Annotated in this window: 23 protein-coding genes; 12 read left to right on the top strand and 11 right to left on the bottom strand. The window is 64.8% G+C overall.

Going from position 1 to position 18,815, the window contains the following annotated elements; all coding sequences use genetic code 11:
- Positions 1 to 39: 39 nt before the first annotated feature.
- Genes ACP16H_RS19120 through ACP16H_RS19110 form a run of 3 tightly spaced genes read right to left on the bottom strand, consistent with a single transcriptional unit; the run spans position 40 to position 1,174 of the window.
- Positions 40 to 345 carry a hypothetical protein gene (locus ACP16H_RS19120; RefSeq protein WP_425073845.1) on the bottom strand — a complete coding sequence of 102 codons (306 nt, stop codon included), beginning with the start codon at positions 343 to 345 and terminating at the stop codon, positions 40 to 42.
- A gap of 2 nt (positions 346 to 347) precedes the next feature.
- Positions 348 to 782 carry a hypothetical protein gene (locus tag ACP16H_RS19115; RefSeq protein WP_425073844.1) on the bottom strand — a complete coding sequence of 145 codons (435 nt, stop codon included), beginning with the start codon at positions 780 to 782 and terminating at the stop codon, positions 348 to 350.
- Positions 770 to 1,174 (bottom strand): hypothetical protein, encoded by a 405-nt coding sequence (locus tag ACP16H_RS19110; protein ID WP_425073843.1) that lies wholly within the window; start codon positions 1,172 to 1,174, stop codon positions 770 to 772. Before ACP16H_RS19110 ends, ACP16H_RS19115 begins: the two co-directional genes overlap by 13 nt.
- Before the next feature lie 104 nt (positions 1,175 to 1,278).
- Here ACP16H_RS19110 and ACP16H_RS19105 point away from each other — a divergent pair, with 104 nt between their 5' ends.
- The 3 genes from ACP16H_RS19105 to ACP16H_RS19095 all read left to right on the top strand — a co-directional run bounded on the left by ACP16H_RS19105 (position 1,279) and on the right by ACP16H_RS19095 (position 3,934).
- Positions 1,279 to 1,839, top strand: a complete 561-nt coding sequence (locus tag ACP16H_RS19105) for a type 1 glutamine amidotransferase domain-containing protein (RefSeq protein WP_425073842.1) — start codon at positions 1,279 to 1,281, stop codon at positions 1,837 to 1,839.
- Positions 1,840 to 2,059: 220 nt separating this feature from the next.
- Positions 2,060 to 2,965 carry a LysR family transcriptional regulator gene (locus tag ACP16H_RS19100; RefSeq protein ID WP_425073841.1) on the top strand — a complete coding sequence of 302 codons (906 nt, stop codon included), beginning with the start codon at positions 2,060 to 2,062 and terminating at the stop codon, positions 2,963 to 2,965.
- A gap of 228 nt (positions 2,966 to 3,193) precedes the next feature.
- Positions 3,194 to 3,934, top strand: a complete 741-nt coding sequence (locus ACP16H_RS19095) for a metallophosphoesterase family protein (RefSeq protein WP_425073840.1) — start codon at positions 3,194 to 3,196, stop codon at positions 3,932 to 3,934.
- Here the strand turns inward: ACP16H_RS19095 and ACP16H_RS19090 are convergent.
- The 4 genes from ACP16H_RS19090 to ACP16H_RS19075 are packed head-to-tail and all read right to left on the bottom strand — an operon-like array spanning position 3,931 to position 6,870.
- Positions 3,931 to 4,848 carry an OmpA family protein gene (locus tag ACP16H_RS19090; RefSeq protein WP_425073839.1) on the bottom strand — a complete coding sequence of 306 codons (918 nt, stop codon included), beginning with the start codon at positions 4,846 to 4,848 and terminating at the stop codon, positions 3,931 to 3,933. The two genes, ACP16H_RS19095 and ACP16H_RS19090, sit on opposite strands and share 4 nt — an antisense overlap.
- A complete protein-coding gene (locus ACP16H_RS19085; RefSeq protein WP_425073838.1) occupies positions 4,820 to 5,389 on the bottom strand; it encodes a peroxidase-related enzyme in 570 nt (189 codons plus the stop codon). The genes ACP16H_RS19090 and ACP16H_RS19085 overlap by 29 nt, the downstream gene beginning before the upstream one ends.
- Positions 5,386 to 6,144 (bottom strand): GNAT family N-acetyltransferase, encoded by a 759-nt coding sequence (locus ACP16H_RS19080; protein ID WP_425073837.1) that lies wholly within the window; start codon positions 6,142 to 6,144, stop codon positions 5,386 to 5,388. The genes ACP16H_RS19085 and ACP16H_RS19080 overlap by 4 nt, the downstream gene beginning before the upstream one ends.
- 3 nt (positions 6,145 to 6,147) lie before the next feature.
- Positions 6,148 to 6,870: a competence/damage-inducible protein A gene (locus tag ACP16H_RS19075; protein ID WP_425073836.1), complete on the bottom strand. Its 723-nt coding sequence runs from the start codon at positions 6,868 to 6,870 to the stop codon at positions 6,148 to 6,150.
- 78 nt (positions 6,871 to 6,948) lie between these two features.
- On the opposite strand from ACP16H_RS19075, the gene sfsA reads away from it, so the two are divergent.
- Positions 6,949 to 7,659: a DNA/RNA nuclease SfsA gene (sfsA, locus tag ACP16H_RS19070; RefSeq protein WP_425073835.1), complete on the top strand. Its 711-nt coding sequence runs from the start codon at positions 6,949 to 6,951 to the stop codon at positions 7,657 to 7,659.
- A 113-nt stretch (positions 7,660 to 7,772) separates the two neighbouring features.
- Here the strand turns inward: sfsA and ACP16H_RS19065 are convergent, their stop codons facing one another.
- Positions 7,773 to 8,693 carry a manganese-dependent inorganic pyrophosphatase gene (locus tag ACP16H_RS19065; RefSeq protein WP_425073834.1) on the bottom strand — a complete coding sequence of 307 codons (921 nt, stop codon included), beginning with the start codon at positions 8,691 to 8,693 and terminating at the stop codon, positions 7,773 to 7,775.
- A 317-nt stretch (positions 8,694 to 9,010) separates the two neighbouring features.
- Between ACP16H_RS19065 and ACP16H_RS19060 the strand changes: the two genes are divergently transcribed.
- Both ACP16H_RS19060 and ACP16H_RS19055 read left to right on the top strand, forming a co-directional pair.
- Complete coding sequence (locus ACP16H_RS19060) at positions 9,011 to 9,253, top strand: hypothetical protein (RefSeq protein ID WP_425073833.1); 243 nt, start codon at positions 9,011 to 9,013, stop codon at positions 9,251 to 9,253.
- Complete coding sequence (locus ACP16H_RS19055; RefSeq protein ID WP_425073832.1) at positions 9,231 to 9,644, top strand: hypothetical protein; 414 nt, start codon at positions 9,231 to 9,233, stop codon at positions 9,642 to 9,644. Before ACP16H_RS19060 ends, ACP16H_RS19055 begins: the two co-directional genes overlap by 23 nt.
- Positions 9,645 to 9,706: 62 nt before the next feature.
- Here ACP16H_RS19055 and ACP16H_RS19050 read toward each other — a convergent pair whose 3' ends face one another.
- Positions 9,707 to 10,855 carry an alkane 1-monooxygenase gene (locus tag ACP16H_RS19050; RefSeq protein WP_425073888.1) on the bottom strand — a complete coding sequence of 383 codons (1,149 nt, stop codon included), beginning with the start codon at positions 10,853 to 10,855 and terminating at the stop codon, positions 9,707 to 9,709.
- An 84-nt stretch (positions 10,856 to 10,939) separates the two neighbouring features.
- Positions 10,940 to 11,995 (bottom strand): A/G-specific adenine glycosylase, encoded by a 1,056-nt coding sequence (mutY, locus tag ACP16H_RS19045; RefSeq protein WP_425073831.1) that lies wholly within the window; start codon positions 11,993 to 11,995, stop codon positions 10,940 to 10,942.
- Between the two features lie 90 nt (positions 11,996 to 12,085).
- Between mutY and ACP16H_RS19040 the strand changes: the two genes are divergently transcribed.
- From ACP16H_RS19040 to ACP16H_RS19030, 3 genes are read left to right on the top strand one after another with little or no spacing between them, the layout of a single operon-like run.
- On the top strand, positions 12,086 to 12,640 hold the full coding sequence (locus tag ACP16H_RS19040) for a DUF721 domain-containing protein (protein ID WP_425073830.1): 555 nt from the start codon (positions 12,086 to 12,088) through the stop codon (positions 12,638 to 12,640).
- Between the two features lie 16 nt (positions 12,641 to 12,656).
- Positions 12,657 to 13,364 carry a DsbA family protein gene (locus tag ACP16H_RS19035; protein WP_425073829.1) on the top strand — a complete coding sequence of 236 codons (708 nt, stop codon included), beginning with the start codon at positions 12,657 to 12,659 and terminating at the stop codon, positions 13,362 to 13,364.
- The gene (locus tag ACP16H_RS19030; RefSeq protein WP_425073828.1) at positions 13,361 to 14,488 is read left to right on the top strand and encodes a CaiB/BaiF CoA transferase family protein; all 1,128 of its coding nucleotides are present in this window, start codon (positions 13,361 to 13,363) and stop codon (positions 14,486 to 14,488) included. The genes ACP16H_RS19035 and ACP16H_RS19030 overlap by 4 nt, the downstream gene beginning before the upstream one ends.
- A gap of 220 nt (positions 14,489 to 14,708) precedes the next feature.
- Here the strand turns inward: ACP16H_RS19030 and ACP16H_RS19025 are convergent, their stop codons facing one another.
- Positions 14,709 to 15,743, bottom strand: a complete 1,035-nt coding sequence (locus ACP16H_RS19025; protein ID WP_425073827.1) for a TRAP transporter substrate-binding protein — start codon at positions 15,741 to 15,743, stop codon at positions 14,709 to 14,711.
- Positions 15,744 to 15,989: 246 nt separating this feature from the next.
- Here ACP16H_RS19025 and ACP16H_RS19020 point away from each other — a divergent pair, with 246 nt between their 5' ends.
- The 3 genes from ACP16H_RS19020 (at position 15,990) to ACP16H_RS19010 (ending at position 18,779) form a co-directional block, all read left to right on the top strand.
- The gene (locus ACP16H_RS19020) at positions 15,990 to 16,958 is read left to right on the top strand and encodes an MBL fold metallo-hydrolase (protein WP_425073826.1); all 969 of its coding nucleotides are present in this window, start codon (positions 15,990 to 15,992) and stop codon (positions 16,956 to 16,958) included.
- A 90-nt stretch (positions 16,959 to 17,048) separates the two neighbouring features.
- Positions 17,049 to 17,750 (top strand): vWA domain-containing protein, encoded by a 702-nt coding sequence (locus ACP16H_RS19015; RefSeq protein WP_425073825.1) that lies wholly within the window; start codon positions 17,049 to 17,051, stop codon positions 17,748 to 17,750.
- Positions 17,751 to 18,152: 402 nt separating this feature from the next.
- Positions 18,153 to 18,779, top strand: a complete 627-nt coding sequence (locus ACP16H_RS19010; protein WP_425073824.1) for a hypothetical protein — start codon at positions 18,153 to 18,155, stop codon at positions 18,777 to 18,779.
- Positions 18,780 to 18,815: the final 36 nt, after the last annotated feature.

Below are 18,815 nucleotides of genomic sequence, written 5' to 3'. Positions count from 1 at the left end.
AGACCAGCCTGATCCTTTCGCGCCGAAGCAGTGCCGATGTCAGCGTGAGATGACTTCTGACACGGCGCGCAGAAGATTGCCCATACGCTCGAAATCCACGGCGGTGGCGGGCCGGGCATCAGAACGCATCAGTTCGACAAGCCCTTCGAGGTCATCCTCCAGAGAGCCGACTGGCAAAGGCTGCCCCGGCTCCTCGTAGACCGCGAACATCTCGTCCGTGGGCAAGGCGAGGTAAGCGTCGTTCTGAGCCAGATCCACGTCATGCAAACCGCGCTGCTTGTAGTCCTCGACCATGCGCTGCAGCAACACTGCCAGCGTCAGAAGGTTGATCCGGTCCGTCTGCATCTTCAGTTCCCCAATACCTCGAGAGCCTCGTTGATCTTGCGCAATTCACCTTCGTGCTTCGCGATCTGCTTTTCCAGAGCCCGCGCGCGTCCATCAAATATCTTCTGGCGCGCTTCGGGGGTTGGAGCGTTTCGATAGGTTCCCTTGTTGTCCATGGACAGGGGATCACGTTTCCATTGCTCCAGCTTCTGCATGTGCTCGTCGCGCAATTTCTCGTAGCTGCTGCGAGATTTCTCCAGCTTGTCGCGCGACTGTCCGCAATACGGGTTCTTCGGGTCGCAGGTCCGCCGCGCACCCTTGCCGCCTTTGTTTCCGGTGCCACCCTTTCCGGGCTTGGCGCTGTCCGGAACCTTGGGCTTGCGCCGGAATATCTTGCCTGCGTGCCGCAGTGCTGCTTTGCCGCCCTCGACGAGAATCCTGCCGATTACGCTCCACATTGCTCGGCCACCTCCCACAGGTCGATGGGCAACTGGTCAACGTCACCATACGTGGCCAAGTAGCGGCGATACTCTTCGCGGAATCCGGCATCCAGTGCCCAGCGCGTGTCGGTCTGGAAACACAGCAGGCAGTAGCACCAGATCGCGTAATCCCCTTCGAAGCCGAAATTGCGACAATCCTCGCGGCACGCGGCAAGTCGCGCGCGGCGCCGGTCCGCTGGCATCTCTGGCCCGCAGGCCGAAAGTTCGTCGTCGATGTCGGCAAACAGCCCGTCGCGGGCGCGTTCATCAAAGTCGCGAAACTGCTGGTCTGAAATCAACAGGGCCATTGTCACCACCGCCACCGAAAGAAGCACACCAAACAGACATGCAATCATGAGGAGAAAAATCAAGAACGGGAACCAAGGCGGTCCCCTCCCCGTTATGGCTCTGAAAGCGGAGCAGCGCCGACCCGGCCCGTCCTCTGCATGGTGAAACAACGAAGAGGAGAGACCCCATGACCGACATCGCAAATGCAAAGGTCCTGATCATTGCCACCAACGGCTTTGAGCAGTCCGAACTCGAATTCCCGCGCGACCAGCTGCGGGTGAAGGGTGCGACCGTCGAGGTGGCTACGCTGGACGGCAAGGCCATTAAAGGTTGGGAAGGCTCCGACTGGGGCCGAGAGGCAGAGGCCGATCTGAAGATCGCTGACGCGGATGCCACCCAGTATGACGCGCTGGTGCTGCCGGGCGGCCAGATGAACCCGGATCTGCTGCGGGTGGAGCCGGAGGCCATCGCGCTGATCAAGGCCTTTGCCGAGCAGGGCAAGGTGATCGCCGCCATCTGCCACGCACCGTGGCTGCTGATCGAGGCCGGTCTGGTGGCCGGTCGCGAGATGACCAGCTACACCTCGATCCGCACGGATCTGGAAAACGCCGGTGCCAAGGTGATGGACACCTCGGTCGTTGCCGATCAGGGCATCGTCACCTCGCGCAACCCCGACGACCTGAAGGACTTTGTGTCTAAGATTGTCGAGGAAATCGAGGAAGGTCAGCACAGCCGCAAGGCCGCCTGATCCCTTATGAACGTATAGAATAGGCACCATGTCCCCGCTTGGGTGCCTGTCCCGGCCCCCGCCCGTCCCCTCGGGTGGGGGTTTTTTTACACTCTGTTTCCGCGTTTCCCGCTGCGCCACGGTCACGGCAGAAACCTCAAGATTGTCCCCCCCGCGCCCGAATTCGGCCCTGATTCGACGTCATCCCTTGTCAGGACAAAGGAACGACGAGGAGACGGGAATGGATCGTCTTACGGAAATGGAGGCTTTCGCCACGGTGGTGGACCAGGGGGGGTTCACCGACGCGGCCAAGAAGATGGGGATTTCCAAGTCCGCTGTCTCGAAACACGTGTCCAGTCTGGAGGCGCGGCTTGGTGCCCGCCTGCTGAACCGCACGACGCGCCGCGTCTCGCCGACCGAGATCGGTCTGGCCTATTACGACCGCGCCCGTCGCGTCCTGAACGACGCCGGAGAGGCCGACGCGCTGGTGACCTCGATGCAGTCCGCCCCCTCGGGCCTGCTGAGGATCTCTGTCGCGACCGATTTCGGTGTGAACCACCTGTCGCCGGTGCTGGGCGAATTCCTTGCGGAATTCCCGGACATCACCGTGAACATGGTGCTGAACAACCGGTATGTCGAACTGATCTCCGAAGGGTTCGACATGGCCGTGCGCATCGGCGAGCTGGAAGACTCGACCCTGCGGGCCCGCAAGCTGACAGAGACCTGCAAGCGCATGATCGCCGCGCCCTCGTATTTCGAAAAATACGGCCGTCCGGGACGGATCGACGATCTGAACGAACATAAGCTGTTACATTATAGCAACCAGTCCTCCGGTAACGTCTGGAAGCTGACCGCGCCTTCGGGTGAAAAGCGCCAGGTGCGCACGGCGGGCTGGCTGACCGTGAACGATGGCCAGTCGCTGCTGAACGCCTGCATCGGTGGCCTCGGCATCGCCTACCTGCCGTCCTATCTATACCACGACGCGATGGAGGCCGGACTGGTCGAGGACGCCATGCCCGACTTGCCGATGGAGATGCAGGGCGTCTATGCCGTCTACCCGCCGGGTCGCTTCACCCAGCCCAAGGTTCGCGCCTTCATTGATTTCCTGGTCCATGCCTTCGCCGAGAAGGGCCCGGACAAATGGTAACGATATAACAGAATACCAAGGTGACGGGCGGATTTCGGATGCCCGCCCGTCGCGGTACTTCCCCGCCTGATGCTAGGCACCAACTGGCCCCCGCCGACAGAAGTCGACGGGGGTTCTTTTCGTTGTATGATATAGCGCTGCGTTTGCTGCGGCGTCCCAGCGGCGGGGTTCAGACTTGCCTTGCCGCGGCTGCCCGTGCCTGATGGTCGCAACCACAGGGAGCGCATCATGGATCCACTCGCCGTCATTGCCGACATTCACGGAAACGCCGACGCGCTGCACGCCGTGTTGTCGGATATCGCGGCGCGGGGTGTTCGTCGGATCGTGGCGTTGGGCGACCATCTTAGTGGTCCGTTGGCGGCACGGGAGTGCGCCGACCTGCTGATGGCGCGGCAGATCACCTGCATCCGGGGTAACCACGACCGCTACCTGACGGAACAGGCGCCGGAGGACATGATCCCCTCGGACCGTGTCGCGTTCGACCAGATCGGGCCGCATCACATGGACTGGCTGCGCGGGCTGCCGCCGAAGCTGCATCTGCCGGAGGGGATCTTCCTGTGCCACGGCACGCCGGAAAGCGACACGACCTACTGGCTGGACACCCTTGGCCCCGATGGCGAAGCGCAGCTGCGCCCGCGGGCCGAGATCGAGGCCATGGCCGTGGTTCGTGTCCCGCTGACTCTATGCGCGCACACGCATATTCCACGCCGTGTCGATCTGCCCGACGGGCGCGTCATCCTGAACCCCGGCAGCGTCGGCTGTCCGGGTTACACCGACGACCACCCCGTCCCGCATGTGATGGAGGCGGCGACCTCCGCCGCCTGTTACGCCATCGTCGAGCCGCGTGCGACGGGCTGGGCCAGCAGCTTTCACCACGTTCCCTATGACACCACCCGCATGGTCGCGCTTGCCCGCCAGCATGGCCGCGAGACCTGGGCGCGCGCCATCGGCACGGGCTGGGTGCGCTAGTCGGTGGAGAGCAGCACCGCCTCGACCCGGCGGTTGGCCTCGCGCCCTTGCTCGGTGAGGTTGGTGGCGACCGGGGCCATGTAGCCCGCGCCCTCGGCCTGCAACTGGGTTGCGGCGACGCCCTTGTCCGTCAGGTAGGCCACGGCGGCCTCGGCGCGCTTCAGCGACACGGCTCGGTTGGCCTGCAATGATCCGGTCGCATCGGTGTGCCCGACGATCATCACCCGACGGTTCGGGTTGGCCTTCAGGTATTGCGCCAGCGTGTCCAGCGATCCCACCGCCCCGCCGCCCAGCGCGGCAGAGCCCGAGGCAAAGATCACGTCCGGCAGCACGACATGGCCCTCGGCTTCCAGCGCTTCGGCCAGCCCGCGTGCCTCGGCAGGCATGACCACCGCCGCGGTGGTCTTGACCGCCGCTTTCACGCCGTTGCCGGCGCGCACGATCTGGACATAGCCGTCCCGCGCGCCCCGGCTGGCAAGCACGGACACGGCACCGTCAGGCGAACGCGCTGAAATGAAATGGTAATCGTCGAGCGAAACGTACATCTGCGGCGCCGGGACGACCAAGGTGTTGAACCGGAAGTCGAACCCACCGCAGGCCCGCGCCGCGCAGTCCAGCACGATCTCGTAGCCGCTGGCCGCAAGCGCATCGCGCAGCGGCTGAACCATCTGGAAGGCGCTCAGGTCAGAGTTCGGCACCCGCCAGGCTTCGACCTCGATCCGGCCCTCGATGCGCGCGGTTGGCATCCGCCCGTTCGTCCACGCCCCCGTCGGAAGCGCATAGGCACCGGGGTCCTGCACGGTGCTCAGCGTGCGTTCGGCGGATTTCGGCAGCGACAGGTCCTGCGCCGCCACTGGTTGAGCGAGCAGCAGCGCGACCAGTGCCTTACCGAGCCTGCGCGTGATACTCGTCATTCGGCCGCATGTCGGTGGCCGAGGCCACGCGATTGGTCATGTTGAAGAACCCCGCCACGTTGGCGATGTCCCAGATGTCACGGTCGCTGAAGCCCGCATCGCGCAGCGCCTCGCGGTCGTATTCGCCGATCTTGAAGGACTCGACGGTCATCTTCTCGGCGAAGGCCAGCATGGCGCGCTGACGGTGCGACAGGTCCGCCACCCGCCAGTTCATCACCATCATCTCGCCCAGCTTCGGATTCCCGGACAGCTGTCGCACCGCCGCGCCATGAGCCGTCAGGCAGTAGAAACACTTGTTCACCGAGCTGACCACCACCGCGATCATCTCGCGCTCAAGCTTGGACAGACCCGAGTCCGCCAGCATCAGGTCGTTGTACATGGCGGTGAAGGTGTTCAGCTTGTCGATGTCAAAGGCGTAGGCCTTCAGGACATTCGGCACCATGCCCAGCTTGTCTTGGCAGACATCGAAGTACTTCTGCGTCGGCTCCGGCAGCGGATCGACGGGGGAGAGGTTCAGGGCGGTGGGATTGGTGTCACTCACGTGTCGTCGCTTTCGGTATGAAGAATGCGGTAATGGTAACGCCCTGCCACGTCCATCTGCAACGAGGTATAAAGCGCACTGGCGGCATCGTTCCGAGCGGTGGCCGCGCAACTGATCCAGCGCGCGCCTTTGGACGCGGCCCAGATTGCCGCACAGCGCATCATCCAGCCGCCCAGACCCTTGCCGCGGTGCTCTTCCTTGATGTGCAGCGCGTGGACCATCGCCGTGTCGCCGTGGATGGCGCAGAACCCCGCGCCCGCCGGACGGTCGCTGACCCGCCCGAACAGGCCGGTCTTTGGCCCCGCCGCACGGTCCATCACCCGCTGGCGCGCCTCGCCGATCTCGCCGTCCTCCCAGATCTCGCGCATGATGGCGAGCGGTTCCCAGATGGCAAAGGCCGAGACGCGCGGCAGTTTCATGTCAGTCAGGCGGTCGATGGGCGCGAGCCAAAGCTGCGTCTCGTCGGCCTTTTCGTAGCCTTGGGAGTCCAAAGCGATGTCCAGCGTTTCGTCGCCGACGTTCATGTCCGGGCGGATCATGAACAACGGCTCCTGTCCCATCAGGCGCATGGCCGTCTCGGCGGCGGTCACATCGTCCACCCGCCAGGCATCGCGGGAGGTTGCAGCGGACACGCGCTTGCCGCCGCCGCGCCCCTCGCGCAGTGTCCAGGGGCCGGTATTCACCTTGGCCGCTGCGGGCCAGGTCGCGTCAAGCGTGTCGAAAAGGCGGGGCAGGTCGGGCTTGTTCTTGATCATGGCTCAGCCCGGGAACAACGCGTGAAGGCGCGTCATGGCCGCATCGAGGCGGCCCGCATCGGTGCCGCGCACCACGAGGTTCGTGCCGTAGACACCGTCCTTCTGAAACGGGTAGCTGCCGAATTGCAGGTCGCTGAATTCTTCTGCCAGCGCGCCGAGCGGCAGCGCTACCTCGCCCTCGCCACGCATCAGCCGCAGCGTTTGAGACAGGATCGGCGCGCCGCCGGTCAGGGTGGGCAGGAGGCTCGCCACCATGGCCTCGAACACGCTCGGGACGCCCGCCATCACATGCACGTTGCGCAGCGAAAACCCCGGCGCGGCAGAGACCGGGTTGTCGATCAGCGCCGCCCCGTCCGGGATGCGCGCCATGCGCAACCGCGCCTCGTTGAGCTCGGTGCCGGAGCGGTCGTAATGCGCCTGAAGGATCGCGCGGGCGTCGTCGCGCACGCTGATCGCCACGCCGAACGCCTCCGCCACGCAAGGCGCGGTGATATCGTCATGCGTCGGCCCGATCCCGCCCGAGGTCACCACGTGGTCATAGGCCTCCGCCAGCGCCTGCACCGCGCCGACGATGGCCGCGCGGTCGTCCGAGACCACGCGCACCTCCTTGAGGTCGATGCCGTGCCGGGTAAAGGCCTGCGCCAGATGGTGCATGTTGCTGTCGCGCGTCCGCCCGGACAGGATCTCGTCGCCGATCACCAGCATGGCGGCAGTGGGATTGGGCATGTCGGTCCTCCGTCCAGTCAGGCGCAACGGGCGCAAGAAACTTGCGCGTCTCGTTGGTTAACGTATAGGGCTCGCCTCATGCGCTTTCAAACACAACTGGTGCCTGCGACACTGATACGCCGCTACAAGCGGTTCCTGGCGGATTGCAGGCTGGACGACGGGCGCGAGATCACCGCCCATATCGCCAACCCCGGCTCCATGCTGGGCCTCGCCGCCGAAGGCCAGCGCATCTGGCTGGAACCCAACGACGACCCGAAGAAAAAGCTCAAATGGGCGTGGCGGCTGGTCGATCACGGGGCGGGCCATTTCACCGGCGTCGATACCGCCGCCGCCAACCGGGTGCTGAAAGAGGCGCTGATGGCGGGCGAAGTTTCGGGACTCGATGGCTACGCCAGCGTTAAACCGGAGCAGAAATACGGTGAAAACAGCCGCATCGACTTCCTGCTGACCGACCCCGGCAAACCCGACACCTACGTCGAGGTAAAATCCGTCACCCTCTCGCGCCAGCCCGGCCTTGCCGAATTCCCCGACAGCGTGACGGCGCGCGGGACGAAACACCTCGCCGAACTGGCCCAGGTCGCGCAGAAAGGCCACCGCGCGGTCATGCTTTACCTCATCCAGCGCACCGACGCGACACGCGTGACCCTCGCATCCGACATTGACCCGAAATATGCCACCGCCTTCACACAGGCCCGCACCGAGGGCGTCGAGGCGATGGCCCTCGCCTGCCGCCTGACCCCAGAGGCCATCACCCTCGCCGAACCGCTGCCCTTCATCGACCCGCAATAGAAAAGGGCCGCCTCGCAACACGCGACACGGCCCCTGCTTCTTCTTGGTACAAATATCTCCGGGGGCGAAGCCCAGGCTCGGGGGCAGAACCCCGGTCCGGCGGTCGGTCGGTATCAGACCTTCAGGTTCGGGATGATCTGCTTCTTGCGCGACATGATCCCCGGCAGCACCACGGTGTCACCGGTGACGGTCGCGCCAAAGGACTTCTCGGCCACGGTCTTCACCAGGTCGTTGGGCACCAGCAGGGTGGCTTCCTCGTTGAGGATGTCCACCACGAACAGCAGCACTTGGTCGGCGCCGTCTTCCTTGGCCACGTCGACCATGGACGCCATCAGGCTGTCCTTGCGATCCAGCACGGTCTTCGGCGCGGTGGTTTCCAGAACGGAGACGCGGAATTCCTTGCCGTCAACGGTGTATTCCTTGGAGTCCATGCGCAGCAGCTCGGCGTCCGAGAAGGCCGACACGTCGGACTTCGCTGCGAACATCTCGGCGGCGTAGTCGGCGATGTTCACGCCCAGATCGGCAGCGAGGCTCTCGGCCACGGCGCGGTCATGCGCGGTGGTGGTGGGCGAACGGAATTCCAGCGTGTCGGAGAGGATGCAGGTCAGCGCCGCGCCCTTGATCTCGCGGGGCGCTTTCGCCATGTCCTCGGCGCCGATCAGGTCGACCATGATGGTGGCGGTGCAGGCCAGCGGGCGCACGGTGATGTCGATCGGACCCTTGGTTTCCAGACCGCCGACCAGCTTGTGGTGGTCGATGATCGCGGTGATGTCGGCGGCGTTGATGCCTGCCGGCAGTTCCGCCGGGTTGTTGGTGTCGACGATCACGACCTTCTGGCCCTCGGCCACGTCGGCGATGATCTCGGGCTTGTCCAGACCCCAGTGCTGCAGCATGAAGGCCGCTTCGGTGTTCGGCTCGCCCAGCAGGACGGGCTTCGCATCGACGCCCTTGGAGTTCAAGTACCAGGCCCAGAAGATCGGGGAGCCGGTGGAATCGGTGTCGGGCGACTTGTGGCCGAAAACGAGCGTCGTCATGGTGGGTGTCCTCACGCGGGAAATGCAATCGCGCGCGCTATAGCGCTGCAACGCGGCGTTGTCACCCCGCAGCAAGCCGGGTGCGACTTAAGGGCCATGTCGTGGCCGCTTGACGGCGTTCATCCGCGCGACGACAGTCCGCCCGTCACCAAGGGTAAACGGTCATGAAATACGGCAAGGTCAAACCGGACACAGCGCTGCGGAATGTGCAGCAGCATCTCGCCAACCGCACCGTTGAGACGTAGTGGGCCCGCATCAGCAGCGCAATTGATCGCCGCATCGCCGGGACGACCGACTACATCGGCGGCCTGGCCTTCTTGGCGCACTTTCACCTGCTCAGCGCCCACGCCACGCAGACCTCTGCAACAGATCTGTCCCAGGTCGACTGGCAGGCATGGCGCACCGGGCTGGAACTGCGGCTTTTGGACCATCGCAGCACCCTTGCGTCCCAACGGGCTTGGCAACTGTCGTCTTACGCCGCCCTGTCGGGCCACCTGCAGCTGGTGCTTGGCCTGGCGCTGACGGGGGCGTGCAGCCATGGTTCCCGCAATGCTGCGTGACATGGCCACGGCCCTGCCCAAAGAGCTGGACCGGATGAACATGGGTCGCAAACCCGCGCCAGTCCGCTTTGGCATCCTCGGGCTGTTCCTCGACCACTTCGGCAGCCCGGTGCAACGCGCCTCCCTTTCCCCGGTCCCGGCAGACGTGCCCGAGGCCATCGCCCAGCGCATCACCTATTCCACCAGCAAGGGCGCTCAGGGCAACCTGCTGCCCGCCCCCGAAGGCGATCTGGTCCCGCTGGAACTGGTCTGGTTCAACGCCACCTTGCCCGAAGTTGCCCGCGACCCACAGCTGACGGCCATGGCCAACGCCATAGCGGCCACGCAGTATCCCGAGGAAGACCCGCGCTTCGTCGATCTCGACACCCGGCTGATCATCGAAGGCTATTGACGGGTCGAAGGCTTTTCGGACGAAAAGCCTTGGTGCGCGAAGAGCTTTCGTCGAAAGCTCTTCTACCGCGGAATGGGATGCTCGGCCTTGTTGTAAGGCCGCCAGTCGTCGATCTCGGGGTAATATTGCCGCCGCCACGCCCGGACCCTGGGGTTCATCACCCGTCGCCAGGCCGGCGGGATCATCGCGAACATCGCCATCAGCGGATAACCGAAGGGTAGCTGCGGCGCCTCGTCCTCGCCATAGGTCTGCAACAGGGGAAAGCGCCGGTCGGGTTTGTAGTGATGGTCGGAATGCCGCTGCAGATTTATCATCAGCCAGTTCGTTGCCCGATGCGAGGCGTTCCACGAATGGCGCGGCAGGACATGTTCGTACTTGCCATGGCCAAGGTATTTCCGCGTCAGACCGTAGTGTTCGACGTAGTTGACCACTTCCAGCTGCCAGATCGCGACGCCCGCCTGCACGAGGAACAGCCCCACACCGACCCACCCGCCCAAGGCCCAGGCCAGCCAGATCATCGCTGCCTGCAACGCCCAGTAGCGCCAGAACGGATTGGCATGATGCGTCCAGGGCATGTTGCGCCGCGCCAGAAGCTCCTTTTCGGCGCGAAAGGCCGAATGCCACGACTCCTTCAACACGCGCGGGTAAAATCGGTGGAAGCCTTCGTTGTACCGCGCCGTCACCGGATCGCGCGGGGTTCCGACGTAGCGGTGGTGCACCAGCAGATGCTCGGTGCGGAAATGCGAATACATCACCATCGCCAGCAGGATGTCCCCCAGCCAGCGTTCAAAGTTGTTGCGCTGGTGAAGCAACTCGTGCGCGTAGACGATGCCCACAGTGCCGGTCATCACCCCGGTGCCGAACATCACGCCAAAGGTCTCCCACCCGTTCAGGTCGGAGCGCGTGACGTACCAGATCAGCCCGAAGAGCGTGACGAACTGCACCGGCACCCAGACCTGCGTCAGCAGCTTGTACCAGAACAACTGGTCTTCAGAGGTCTCAAGGTCCGCATTGGCGCTGTTCAAACCGGTGGCGACGTCGATGGCCGTGAACAGGTACCACGTCGCCAGCGGCGTCAGCAGCACCCACCAGCCGCCCAGAATTGCCCCCAGCCAGACCAGCGGGATCAGCACGAAGGACAGGAAAAACGGCAGCGCGGCGGTCAGGCGCGCCACGCGGTCTGCCGGGATCGGCTGGGCATTGGGGATCATCGTCACTGCTCCGGTTTTCACCAGTATACCTCAGGGCGGAGCCTGACCCAAGACGCCCCCACGCGCTTTGCGTGAAATCAAGCCTCAGCCGCGCGCCAGATCGAAGGCCTTGCGCATCACCGTCGGCAGATCAGAGGGGCTGAAATCGGCCAGTTCGACGAATGCCCCGCGCTCCGGCACGCGTTCCATCGGCACCAGCGCGGTCTTGACCGTCAGGATCAGGTGGAAATGCGTAAACGTGTGGCGCGCCTCGCCTGCCACGGTCTTCCACTCGGCGCGGATCGGCGGGGCCTCCTGCGGGGCATCGACAGTCACGTCCAGCCAGTCTGTTCCCGGCCAACCCAGCATTCCGCCCAGCAGGCCTTTTTCAGGTCGCGTCTCCAAGAGCCACGCGCCATCCACGCGCCGCGCCAGATAGGCCGTCCCCCGCCGCACGGGTTTGCGGGCTTTCGGCGACTTCTTCGGCAGTTCCGCCGCCGTGCCCTCGGCCCAGGCCGAGCAGGACCGCCGCCAGGGGCACAGGCCGCAGGCCGGGCGCTTTGGCGTGCAGATCGTCGCGCCAAGGTCCATGACCGCCTGCGCGTAGTCGCCGGGCCGCTCGGAGGGCGTCAGCGCCGCAGCATAGGCGGTCAGGACCGGCTTCGCCGCAGGCAGGGGCGTGTGTTCGTCGTGCAAACGCGCCATGACCCGCTCGACGTTGCCGTCCACCACGGTCTGAGCGTCGTCAAAGGCAATGGCCGAGATCGCCGCCGCCGTATACGGCCCCACGCCCGGCAGTTTCAGCAATTCATCATGAACGGCAGGGAATGTGCCACCGTAGTCTTTTGCCACCACCCGCGCGCATTTAAGCAGGTTGCGCGCCCGCGCATAATAGCCAAGCCCCGCCCATGCTGCCATGACCTCGGCATCCTCTGCCGCCGCGAGCGCGCCGACCGTTGGCCAGCGCTCTGTAAAGGCGCGAAAATACTCCTTCACCGCTGCTACGGTCGTCTGTTGCAGCATGATCTCGGACATCCAGATCCGATAGGGATCGGGCATCACCCCGCGCGCGCGATCGGCGGGCGACACGCGCCACGGCAGGTCCCGCGCGTGGCGGTCGTACCAGTCGAGTAGGTCAGAGGCTTTGGCGGGGTCACGCAAGGGTGAGCATCCTGTCATCGATTGGGGGCTGGCGCGCCGGGATCGCGCCTTTACAATAGCGCCGCAACGAAGGAGTCAATCGGCGACCTCATGACCAAGCGCAAGACCACCACCTACGGCTTTGCCCGGGCAGAGAAACTGCTCTCGGGCCAGATCCGAAAGGCCTCGGAATCGCGTGGATTCGCCGAGAGCCGCGTGCTGACCCATTGGGAGGAGATCGTAGGCCCCGACCTTGCCGCCATGACCCGCCCGATCGAGGTGAAATACGGCCGTGTCCGGCTGGACGGCAAGACGCACAACGACTACGGCGCAAAGCTGGTCGTGCTGACCAAGGGGTCGTTCGCCCCCATCCTTGAAATGCGCAAGTCCGAGATCGTGCGGAAGATCAACGCCGTCTACGGCTTCGAGGCCGTCCGCCACGTCATCGTGACCCAGACCGCGCCCACCGGCTTTGCCGAGGGGCAGGCCAGTTTTGACCACCGCAAACCCAAGGCCCTTGAGCGCGCGCCGAAACCCGAAGCGGTGGCCGAGGCGCGTTCCCTGTCCGAAGGGGTGGGCGACGAGGGCCTGCGCGCGGCGCTTGAACGGCTGGGTGCAAACGTCATATCGAAGGCAGGACGGCCGCGGCCCGGTCCTGCGAAGTAACCAAGAGGCAAGATCCATGAACAAGTACCTGACGTCGGGCGCGGTTGCGCTGGCCCTGCTCGCAGGCGGCGCATTCTACATTACGCAGGGCGCTCAGACCGCCTCTAATGGCGCGATCACCCTGCCGGGTGCAGCCAATGCGCAGGAAAGCACGCCGAACGCCGAAGCCGGGACCGAAGTCGACCCCGCATCCGTGACCGAGATGGTCATGGGCGCTGAGGACGCGCCGATCACCGTGATCGAATACGCCTCCTACACCTGCCCGCATTGCGCCAATGCCAATGAAACCCTGATCCCCGAGCTGAAGAAGAATTACGTCGACACCGGCAAGGTGAAGTTCATCTACCGCGAGGTCTATTTCGACAAATACGGCATGTGGGGCTCGCTGGTCGCCCGCTGCGGTGGCCCCGAGAAGTTCTTTGGCATCACCGACATGATCTACAAGGCGCAAAAGACCATCCTTGCTCCCGCCCGCGAAGGCAACGACGAAGGTGTCGCCGAGGAACTGCGCAAGGTCGGCCGCATCGCCGGTGTCTCCAACGACGAGCTGAACGCCTGCCTGAACGACGGCGACAAGCTGCGCGCCCTGCTGACCTGGTTCCAGCAGAACGCTACCGCCGATGGCATCGACTCGACGCCGTCCTTCGTGATCGACGGGCAGAAGTATTCGAACATGAACTACGCGGATTTCTCGAAAATCCTGGACGACAAGCTCGGCCAATGACCTCGGCCCCGCGCGGCCCGCTTGCGGGCGTGAAAGTCATCGAACTGGCCCGCATCCTCGCGGGCCCGTTCGCCGGTCAGACCCTCGCGGACCTTGGCGCCGACGTGCTGAAGCTCGAAAGCCCCAAGGGGGACGACACCCGCCAATGGGGCCCGCCCTTCATTGATCGCGGAACCGAGGAAACGGCGGCCTATTTCCACTCCTGCAATCGCGGCAAACGCTCGGAGGTGGTGGATTTCACCACGCCCGAAGGCCAGGCGCGCGTGCGCGAACTGGTGGCGGACGCCGACATCCTGATCGAGAACTTCAAGGTCGGCGGGCTGGCGAAATATGGCCTCGACTACGCGTCGCTGAGCGACGTGAACCCCGCGCTGATCTACTGCTCGATCACCGGTTTCGGGCAGGACGGGCCGTATGCCCATCGCGCCGGGTACGACTACATCATCCAGGGGATGTCCGGTTTCATGTCGATCACCGGCGATCCAGACGGGATGCCGCAACGCGCGGGCGTGGCGATCACCGACCTGTTCACCGGGCTTTACAGCGTGTCGGGAATTCTCGCGGCGCTGCATCAGCGCCACGCCACGGGCAAGGGCCAGCACATCGACATGGCGCTGCTGGACTGCGCCGTTTCTGCCATGGCCAACCAGGCTCAGAACTACCTGTCCACCGGCACGCCCCCGGCGCGCACGGGCAACTATCACCCGAACCTGACGCCCTACCAAGTCTTCGAATGCGCCGACGGGCATATCATCATCGCCACGGGCAATGACGCGCAATACCAGCGCCTGACGCGCGTTTTGGGGATGGAGGAGATGGCCACCATGCCGGAATTCCTCACCAATGCCGCACGCATCGCTCACCGCGAGAAAATGACCGAACGCCTGACCTCCGGCACCCGCCAGCTGTCCAAGGACGCGCTGCTCGCCGCCTGCGAGGCCGAAGGCATCCCCGCCGGGCCGATCAACGACATGGCCGAGGTCTTTGCCGACCCGCAGGTCTTGGCGCGTGGCCTCCAGATCACCCCCGGCGGCATCCCGGGCGTGCGCGCGCCCTTCCGCTTCTCGGACGCGGAACTGGTGCTGGACACCCCGGCTCCGACGCTGGGAAGCCGTAACACATAAGGCGCGCGCCATCCGGCGCCCCCTGCTTCTTTGGTTTTACAAATACCCTCGGGGGTTCGGGGGCAGAGCCCCCGCCGCGCAAGGCGCGACAAACGACCGCTGTATCAGGGTCGAAGGGCTCCCGACGGATAGCCTGAGCAGCAAGCTCAGGCTATCCGTGCCAAGGAAAAGGGCCGCCCGCGATGCACGGACGGCCCGGAATGTTCAGGCGTTCAGAGGATCACGATCCCTGTCCGGCCTCTGCCTCCTGCACCATCATGCGGGCGTCGTCGACCAGCTGCTGGCCGGGCAGGCCCTTGCCGTCCATGTCGGCGATCCATTCCTGGATGACCTCGTCGCCGAGCGCCTTGACCTTGGCGGTCTCGTCCTCGGACAGGGTAGCGATCTGGTTGCCCGCCGCCTCCATCACCGCCTTGCCGTCCGCATCGCCGGTGTCATGCGCGCGACCCGCCCAGGCAGAGGTCTCCAGCCCCGAGTTCGCGTCGATCACCGCGCGCAGGTCGTCGGGCAGGCTCTCGTAGACGTCCTTGTTCATCGCCCAGATGAAGAAGAGGTTGTACAGCGACTTGTCGCCCGCCACGTCGGTGTGGCTGTCGGTCAGCTCGTCCAGTTTCAGCGAGGGCGACATTTCCCAGGTGATGACGCCCCCGTCGAGAACGCCCTTGGACAAGGCCTCGGGGAACTGGGGCACGGGCATGCCGATCGGCACGGCACCCAGCTTTTCCAGCAGCAGGGTGGCGGTGCGCGACGGGCCGCGCAGTTTCTTGCCCTGAAGGTCCTCGACCGTCTCCGGCGCGTCGCCCTTCAGGTGAATCAGCCCGCGGCCGTGCATGTGCGCCGCGATCAGGTGCACGTTTTCGAAGTCGTCCATCAGGTACTTCTGGGTGAAGTTCCACGCCGCGATCGAGGCTTCCTCACCGGATTTCGACACCATGAAGGGCAGTTCCAGCGCCTCGGTTTCCGGGAAGCGGCCCGCTTGGTAGCCGGGAATCACCCAGCCGCCGTCGATCACGCCATCCTGGATCAGGTCGAACTGCTCGGGCGCGGTGCCGCCCAGCTGCATGAAGGGGTTGATCTCGATCTTCAGGCGACCGCCGGATTCCTCTTCGACCTTCTTGGCCCAGGGCTCGATGAAATACTTCGGGTTCGCCGAGTTCGGCGAGACGAAGTGCTGGAAGCGCAGGGTCACCTCCTGCGCATGGGCCATGGACGCCAGGCCAAGTGCAAGGGCGGTGGTGAAAAACAGCTTGGTCATAGGGTCTCCTTCCCCCGTGGTGCTGCATCGCAGCGACAGGGCGGAAGTAATAAAGTTGCGCAGGCTGTACAAGAGAGGGAATGCCGTAGCGTCACACCCAAAGCTGCGCAAACTGTCGCATTTAGTGGACAAATGGTCGGTATGAGGGAATTTCTGCCGAGTTCTCCCCCCGTGCGGGTTTCGGTGGATTCCGCCGCGCCGCCTGCTACCATCGCATTCGAATACATGCATGAACGGGAGGTCTTCATGTCCATCATCCGACCCACACGCCGCGAGATCCTGACCATGGCCGCCGCAGCCCCTGCACTGGCGCTGCCTGCCATCACCCGCGCGCAGGCGCTTGGCGCGCCCGCCACCGGCAACCCGGCGCATTTTTCGTTCACCCTTGGGGAGGCCAAGCTGACAGTGGTGTCGGACGGGCGACTGGAAGTGCCCGCCAACGGTCTGGGGATCAACGCCGACCCCGAGGAGGTGAAGGCCTTCCTCGAAAGCTATTTCCTGTCGACCGAGACCAATTACAGCCACACCAACCACCTGGTGATCGAGATCGGCGATGCCAAGGTGCTGGTGGACGTGGGGTCGGGCGACCGGTTCCTGCCCACGGCGGGCGAGCTGATGACCAACCTCGAGGGTGCCGGTATCGACCCGGCCTCGATCACCCATGTGGTCATCACTCACGCGCACCCCGACCATGTCTGGGGCATCCGCGACGACTTCGACGAGGCGATCCTGCCCGACGCGCAGTACTTCATCGGCGCGGCAGAGCACGAATTCTGGTTGCAGGATGGTCTGGCGGCGCGGATGCCGGTGGAGATGCAGCAATTCGCCGTGGGGGCGGTGAACTCGCTCCAGACCGAGGGGGCGGATTGGCAGTTGCTGAACAATGACGGCGAGGTCGTTCCGGGCGTGCGGGTGATCGACACGCCGGGGCATACGCCGGGCCATGTGTCGGTGGTGGTCGAATCCAACGGTCAGCAGCTGATCGCGCTGGGTGACAGCATGAACCACGCCTACATGAATTTTGCCCGCCCCGGCTGGTACAACAATTTTGACATGAACGGCGATTTGACCGTGACCACGCGGGCAAGGCTGCTGGACATGGCGGCGACGGACCGGATGGCGGTGCTGGGCTACCATTTCCCGTTTCCGGGGGTGGGCCATGTGATGAAGGATGGAGATGCCTATCGCTTTGTCCCTGCTTTGTGGCAATGGTGAGAGGGTAGGGGGCGCAGCCCCCGCCGCCCCTGCAAAGCGCCCTGAGGGGCTTGGGGCGGGACAATGCCGGGGGCAGAACGGGAGGACGGGATGCGCCATGTGATCTTGGCCGGAGTTTTGGCCCTGTTGCCGGTGGTCGCCGGCGCGGGGGACGATTGCACCGAGGATGCGATGATCGTCTTCGATGGCTCCGGATCCATGGCCGAGATGGGGTTCAATGCCATCGGCGCGCCGCGCATCGGTGAAGCGCGGGACGCGGTGCGTCAGGCCCTGCCGCAGATCGCGGCGATGCGGCGGCTGGGCCTGGTAATCTATGGACCGTCCGGGGACCGGACCTGCCGCAACGTCGAGTTGAAGCTGGAACCGCAATGGCAGGCGGATGGGCCGATCATTGCGGAGGTCGAAGGGCTCGATCCGGCGGGTGGCACGGCCCTGACCGAGGCGGTGCGGCTTGCGGCGGAAACCCTGAAATATCGCGAGAAGCCCGGCGCGGTGGTGCTGGTCACGGATGGCAAGGAGACCTGTGGCGGGACACCTTGCCAGATGGCGGCCGAGTTCGCGCGGGAAGCACCGGGCCTGACGGTGCATGTGATCGGCTTCAAGGTGCGCGGCGATCATTGGGATTGGGGCAACCCGGAGGCTGAAGGCGTAAGCGTGGCGCGGTGTCTGGCCGAGGACACCGGCGGGCAATACGTCAATGCCGAGAGCGTGGACGAGCTGGTCGCGGCCTTGCGGGTGACGCTCGGGTGCAACGTTTTTGGTGCCTTGACGACTGATCCGCGCCTGCGCTGAGAACGGGTCTGAGGGCTATACAATAGTATTGATCGGCGCTGCTTTTCGGTAGTACGGTCAACTAAAGTGCCCCCGAAGGTTGATTCAGGCCCGAAGTTCGGAGGCTACGGCATTTGAAGACGACCATTGTGGATATCTGACCGGGGCATGTTCGGCGCCGGGTGTCGCGCGGGGCAGGGCCCGGCGCTGTGTTTCTCAGGGATCATGCAATGGACCCTCCCGTGCGCTTGTCGCGCTTGCGGGTCTGATTTGGGCGTTTGATCGCCCGGGCATTTGGATGACGCCCTCGCGAGGGGTGGGAAGATCGGAAGGACTGGATTTTGCAATGTCGCCCTGTCGGGAGCGACCGGGCGGAGCTTTGCCGGGTGCGCAGGTGGGCGACGGTCTGTGCGGGAGGGCGTGATGAACCTTGGACGGTGGAGCAGGGCGCAATGGGAGCGGGTGCTTCCGGAGAAACCGGGGCGGGTGGTCTGGCCGCATCCTGACGGTGCAGGCCAAGTGAAACCGTCGAGGCTGGCGTCGATCGCGGCAGAGATCGACAAGGCGCTGGATGCCTTTTTCGACGGGGCGGGGTCCTGGCGGGTGACGCTGCACCTCGCGCTGGCACGGCGGCTGATACGGGGCGTGCCGGGCGATGGTGACCTTGATTTCCAGGCGTATGGCCGGGATCAGAGGCCGCAGATGCTGAACCTGCTGCGGGAGATCCAGGAGGTGCTGGAGATTCTGGCACAGGGCGACAAGGACGACATCCGCTGGAAGCTGCTGAACGCCCCGGAGGGGGAGGTTTGCCGGATAGACACGGGGATGGGGCCGGTGGGGCCGGGGTTCGACGGGCTTGTCGCCGCACTGGAGGCGGATCCGCGTGTCTGGGGCGTCGAGTGGGACAGCGGCTATCCCTACACGACGGGCGAAAGTTCCGGCACTGCGCATGTGCTGGCGGCGGAGGGCGCAACGGAGATGGGATTTGTCAGGGCGCAGTGTCTGGCAGCGGATTACCCGGAAATTTCGGGGCTGGTGGCGCGCAGGTAGGCTTGGCGCACGCAGGCTGGGCCCAAGTAGGCCGGG

This window comes from Sagittula sp. S175, from assembly GCF_049800975.1.
Taxonomy (GTDB): domain Bacteria; phylum Pseudomonadota; class Alphaproteobacteria; order Rhodobacterales; family Rhodobacteraceae; genus Sagittula.
This window is presented reverse-complemented; position numbering and strand designations above follow the sequence as displayed.

What these genes read in the sequence shown, in the direction of transcription:
- ACP16H_RS19090 (WP_425073839.1), bottom strand. Translation starts at nt 4,848, where the DNA reads ATGACGAGTATCACGCGCAGGCTCGGTAAGGCACTGGTCGCGCTGCTG.
- ACP16H_RS19040 (WP_425073830.1), top strand. Translation starts at nt 12,086, where the DNA reads ATGACCAAGCGCAAGACCACCACCTACGGCTTTGCCCGGGCAGAGAAA.
- ACP16H_RS19095 (WP_425073840.1), top strand. Translation starts at nt 3,194, where the DNA reads ATGGATCCACTCGCCGTCATTGCCGACATTCACGGAAACGCCGACGCG.
- ACP16H_RS19055 (WP_425073832.1), top strand. Translation starts at nt 9,231, where the DNA reads ATGGTTCCCGCAATGCTGCGTGACATGGCCACGGCCCTGCCCAAAGAG.
- ACP16H_RS19080 (WP_425073837.1), bottom strand. Translation starts at nt 6,144, where the DNA reads ATGATCAAGAACAAGCCCGACCTGCCCCGCCTTTTCGACACGCTTGAC.
- ACP16H_RS19115 (WP_425073844.1), bottom strand. Translation starts at nt 782, where the DNA reads ATGTGGAGCGTAATCGGCAGGATTCTCGTCGAGGGCGGCAAAGCAGCA.
- sfsA (WP_425073835.1), top strand. Translation starts at nt 6,949, where the DNA reads ATGCGCTTTCAAACACAACTGGTGCCTGCGACACTGATACGCCGCTAC.
- ACP16H_RS19050 (WP_425073888.1), bottom strand. Translation starts at nt 10,855, where the DNA reads ATGATCCCCAATGCCCAGCCGATCCCGGCAGACCGCGTGGCGCGCCTG.
- ACP16H_RS19065 (WP_425073834.1), bottom strand. Translation starts at nt 8,693, where the DNA reads ATGACGACGCTCGTTTTCGGCCACAAGTCGCCCGACACCGATTCCACC.
- ACP16H_RS19025 (WP_425073827.1), bottom strand. Translation starts at nt 15,743, where the DNA reads ATGACCAAGCTGTTTTTCACCACCGCCCTTGCACTTGGCCTGGCGTCC.
- ACP16H_RS19100 (WP_425073841.1), top strand. Translation starts at nt 2,060, where the DNA reads ATGGATCGTCTTACGGAAATGGAGGCTTTCGCCACGGTGGTGGACCAG.
- ACP16H_RS19120 (WP_425073845.1), bottom strand. Translation starts at nt 345, where the DNA reads ATGCAGACGGACCGGATCAACCTTCTGACGCTGGCAGTGTTGCTGCAG.
- ACP16H_RS19020 (WP_425073826.1), top strand. Translation starts at nt 15,990, where the DNA reads ATGTCCATCATCCGACCCACACGCCGCGAGATCCTGACCATGGCCGCC.
- ACP16H_RS19075 (WP_425073836.1), bottom strand. Translation starts at nt 6,870, where the DNA reads ATGCCCAATCCCACTGCCGCCATGCTGGTGATCGGCGACGAGATCCTG.
- ACP16H_RS19035 (WP_425073829.1), top strand. Translation starts at nt 12,657, where the DNA reads ATGAACAAGTACCTGACGTCGGGCGCGGTTGCGCTGGCCCTGCTCGCA.
- ACP16H_RS19105 (WP_425073842.1), top strand. Translation starts at nt 1,279, where the DNA reads ATGACCGACATCGCAAATGCAAAGGTCCTGATCATTGCCACCAACGGC.
- ACP16H_RS19030 (WP_425073828.1), top strand. Translation starts at nt 13,361, where the DNA reads ATGACCTCGGCCCCGCGCGGCCCGCTTGCGGGCGTGAAAGTCATCGAA.
- ACP16H_RS19015 (WP_425073825.1), top strand. Translation starts at nt 17,049, where the DNA reads ATGCGCCATGTGATCTTGGCCGGAGTTTTGGCCCTGTTGCCGGTGGTC.
- ACP16H_RS19010 (WP_425073824.1), top strand. Translation starts at nt 18,153, where the DNA reads ATGAACCTTGGACGGTGGAGCAGGGCGCAATGGGAGCGGGTGCTTCCG.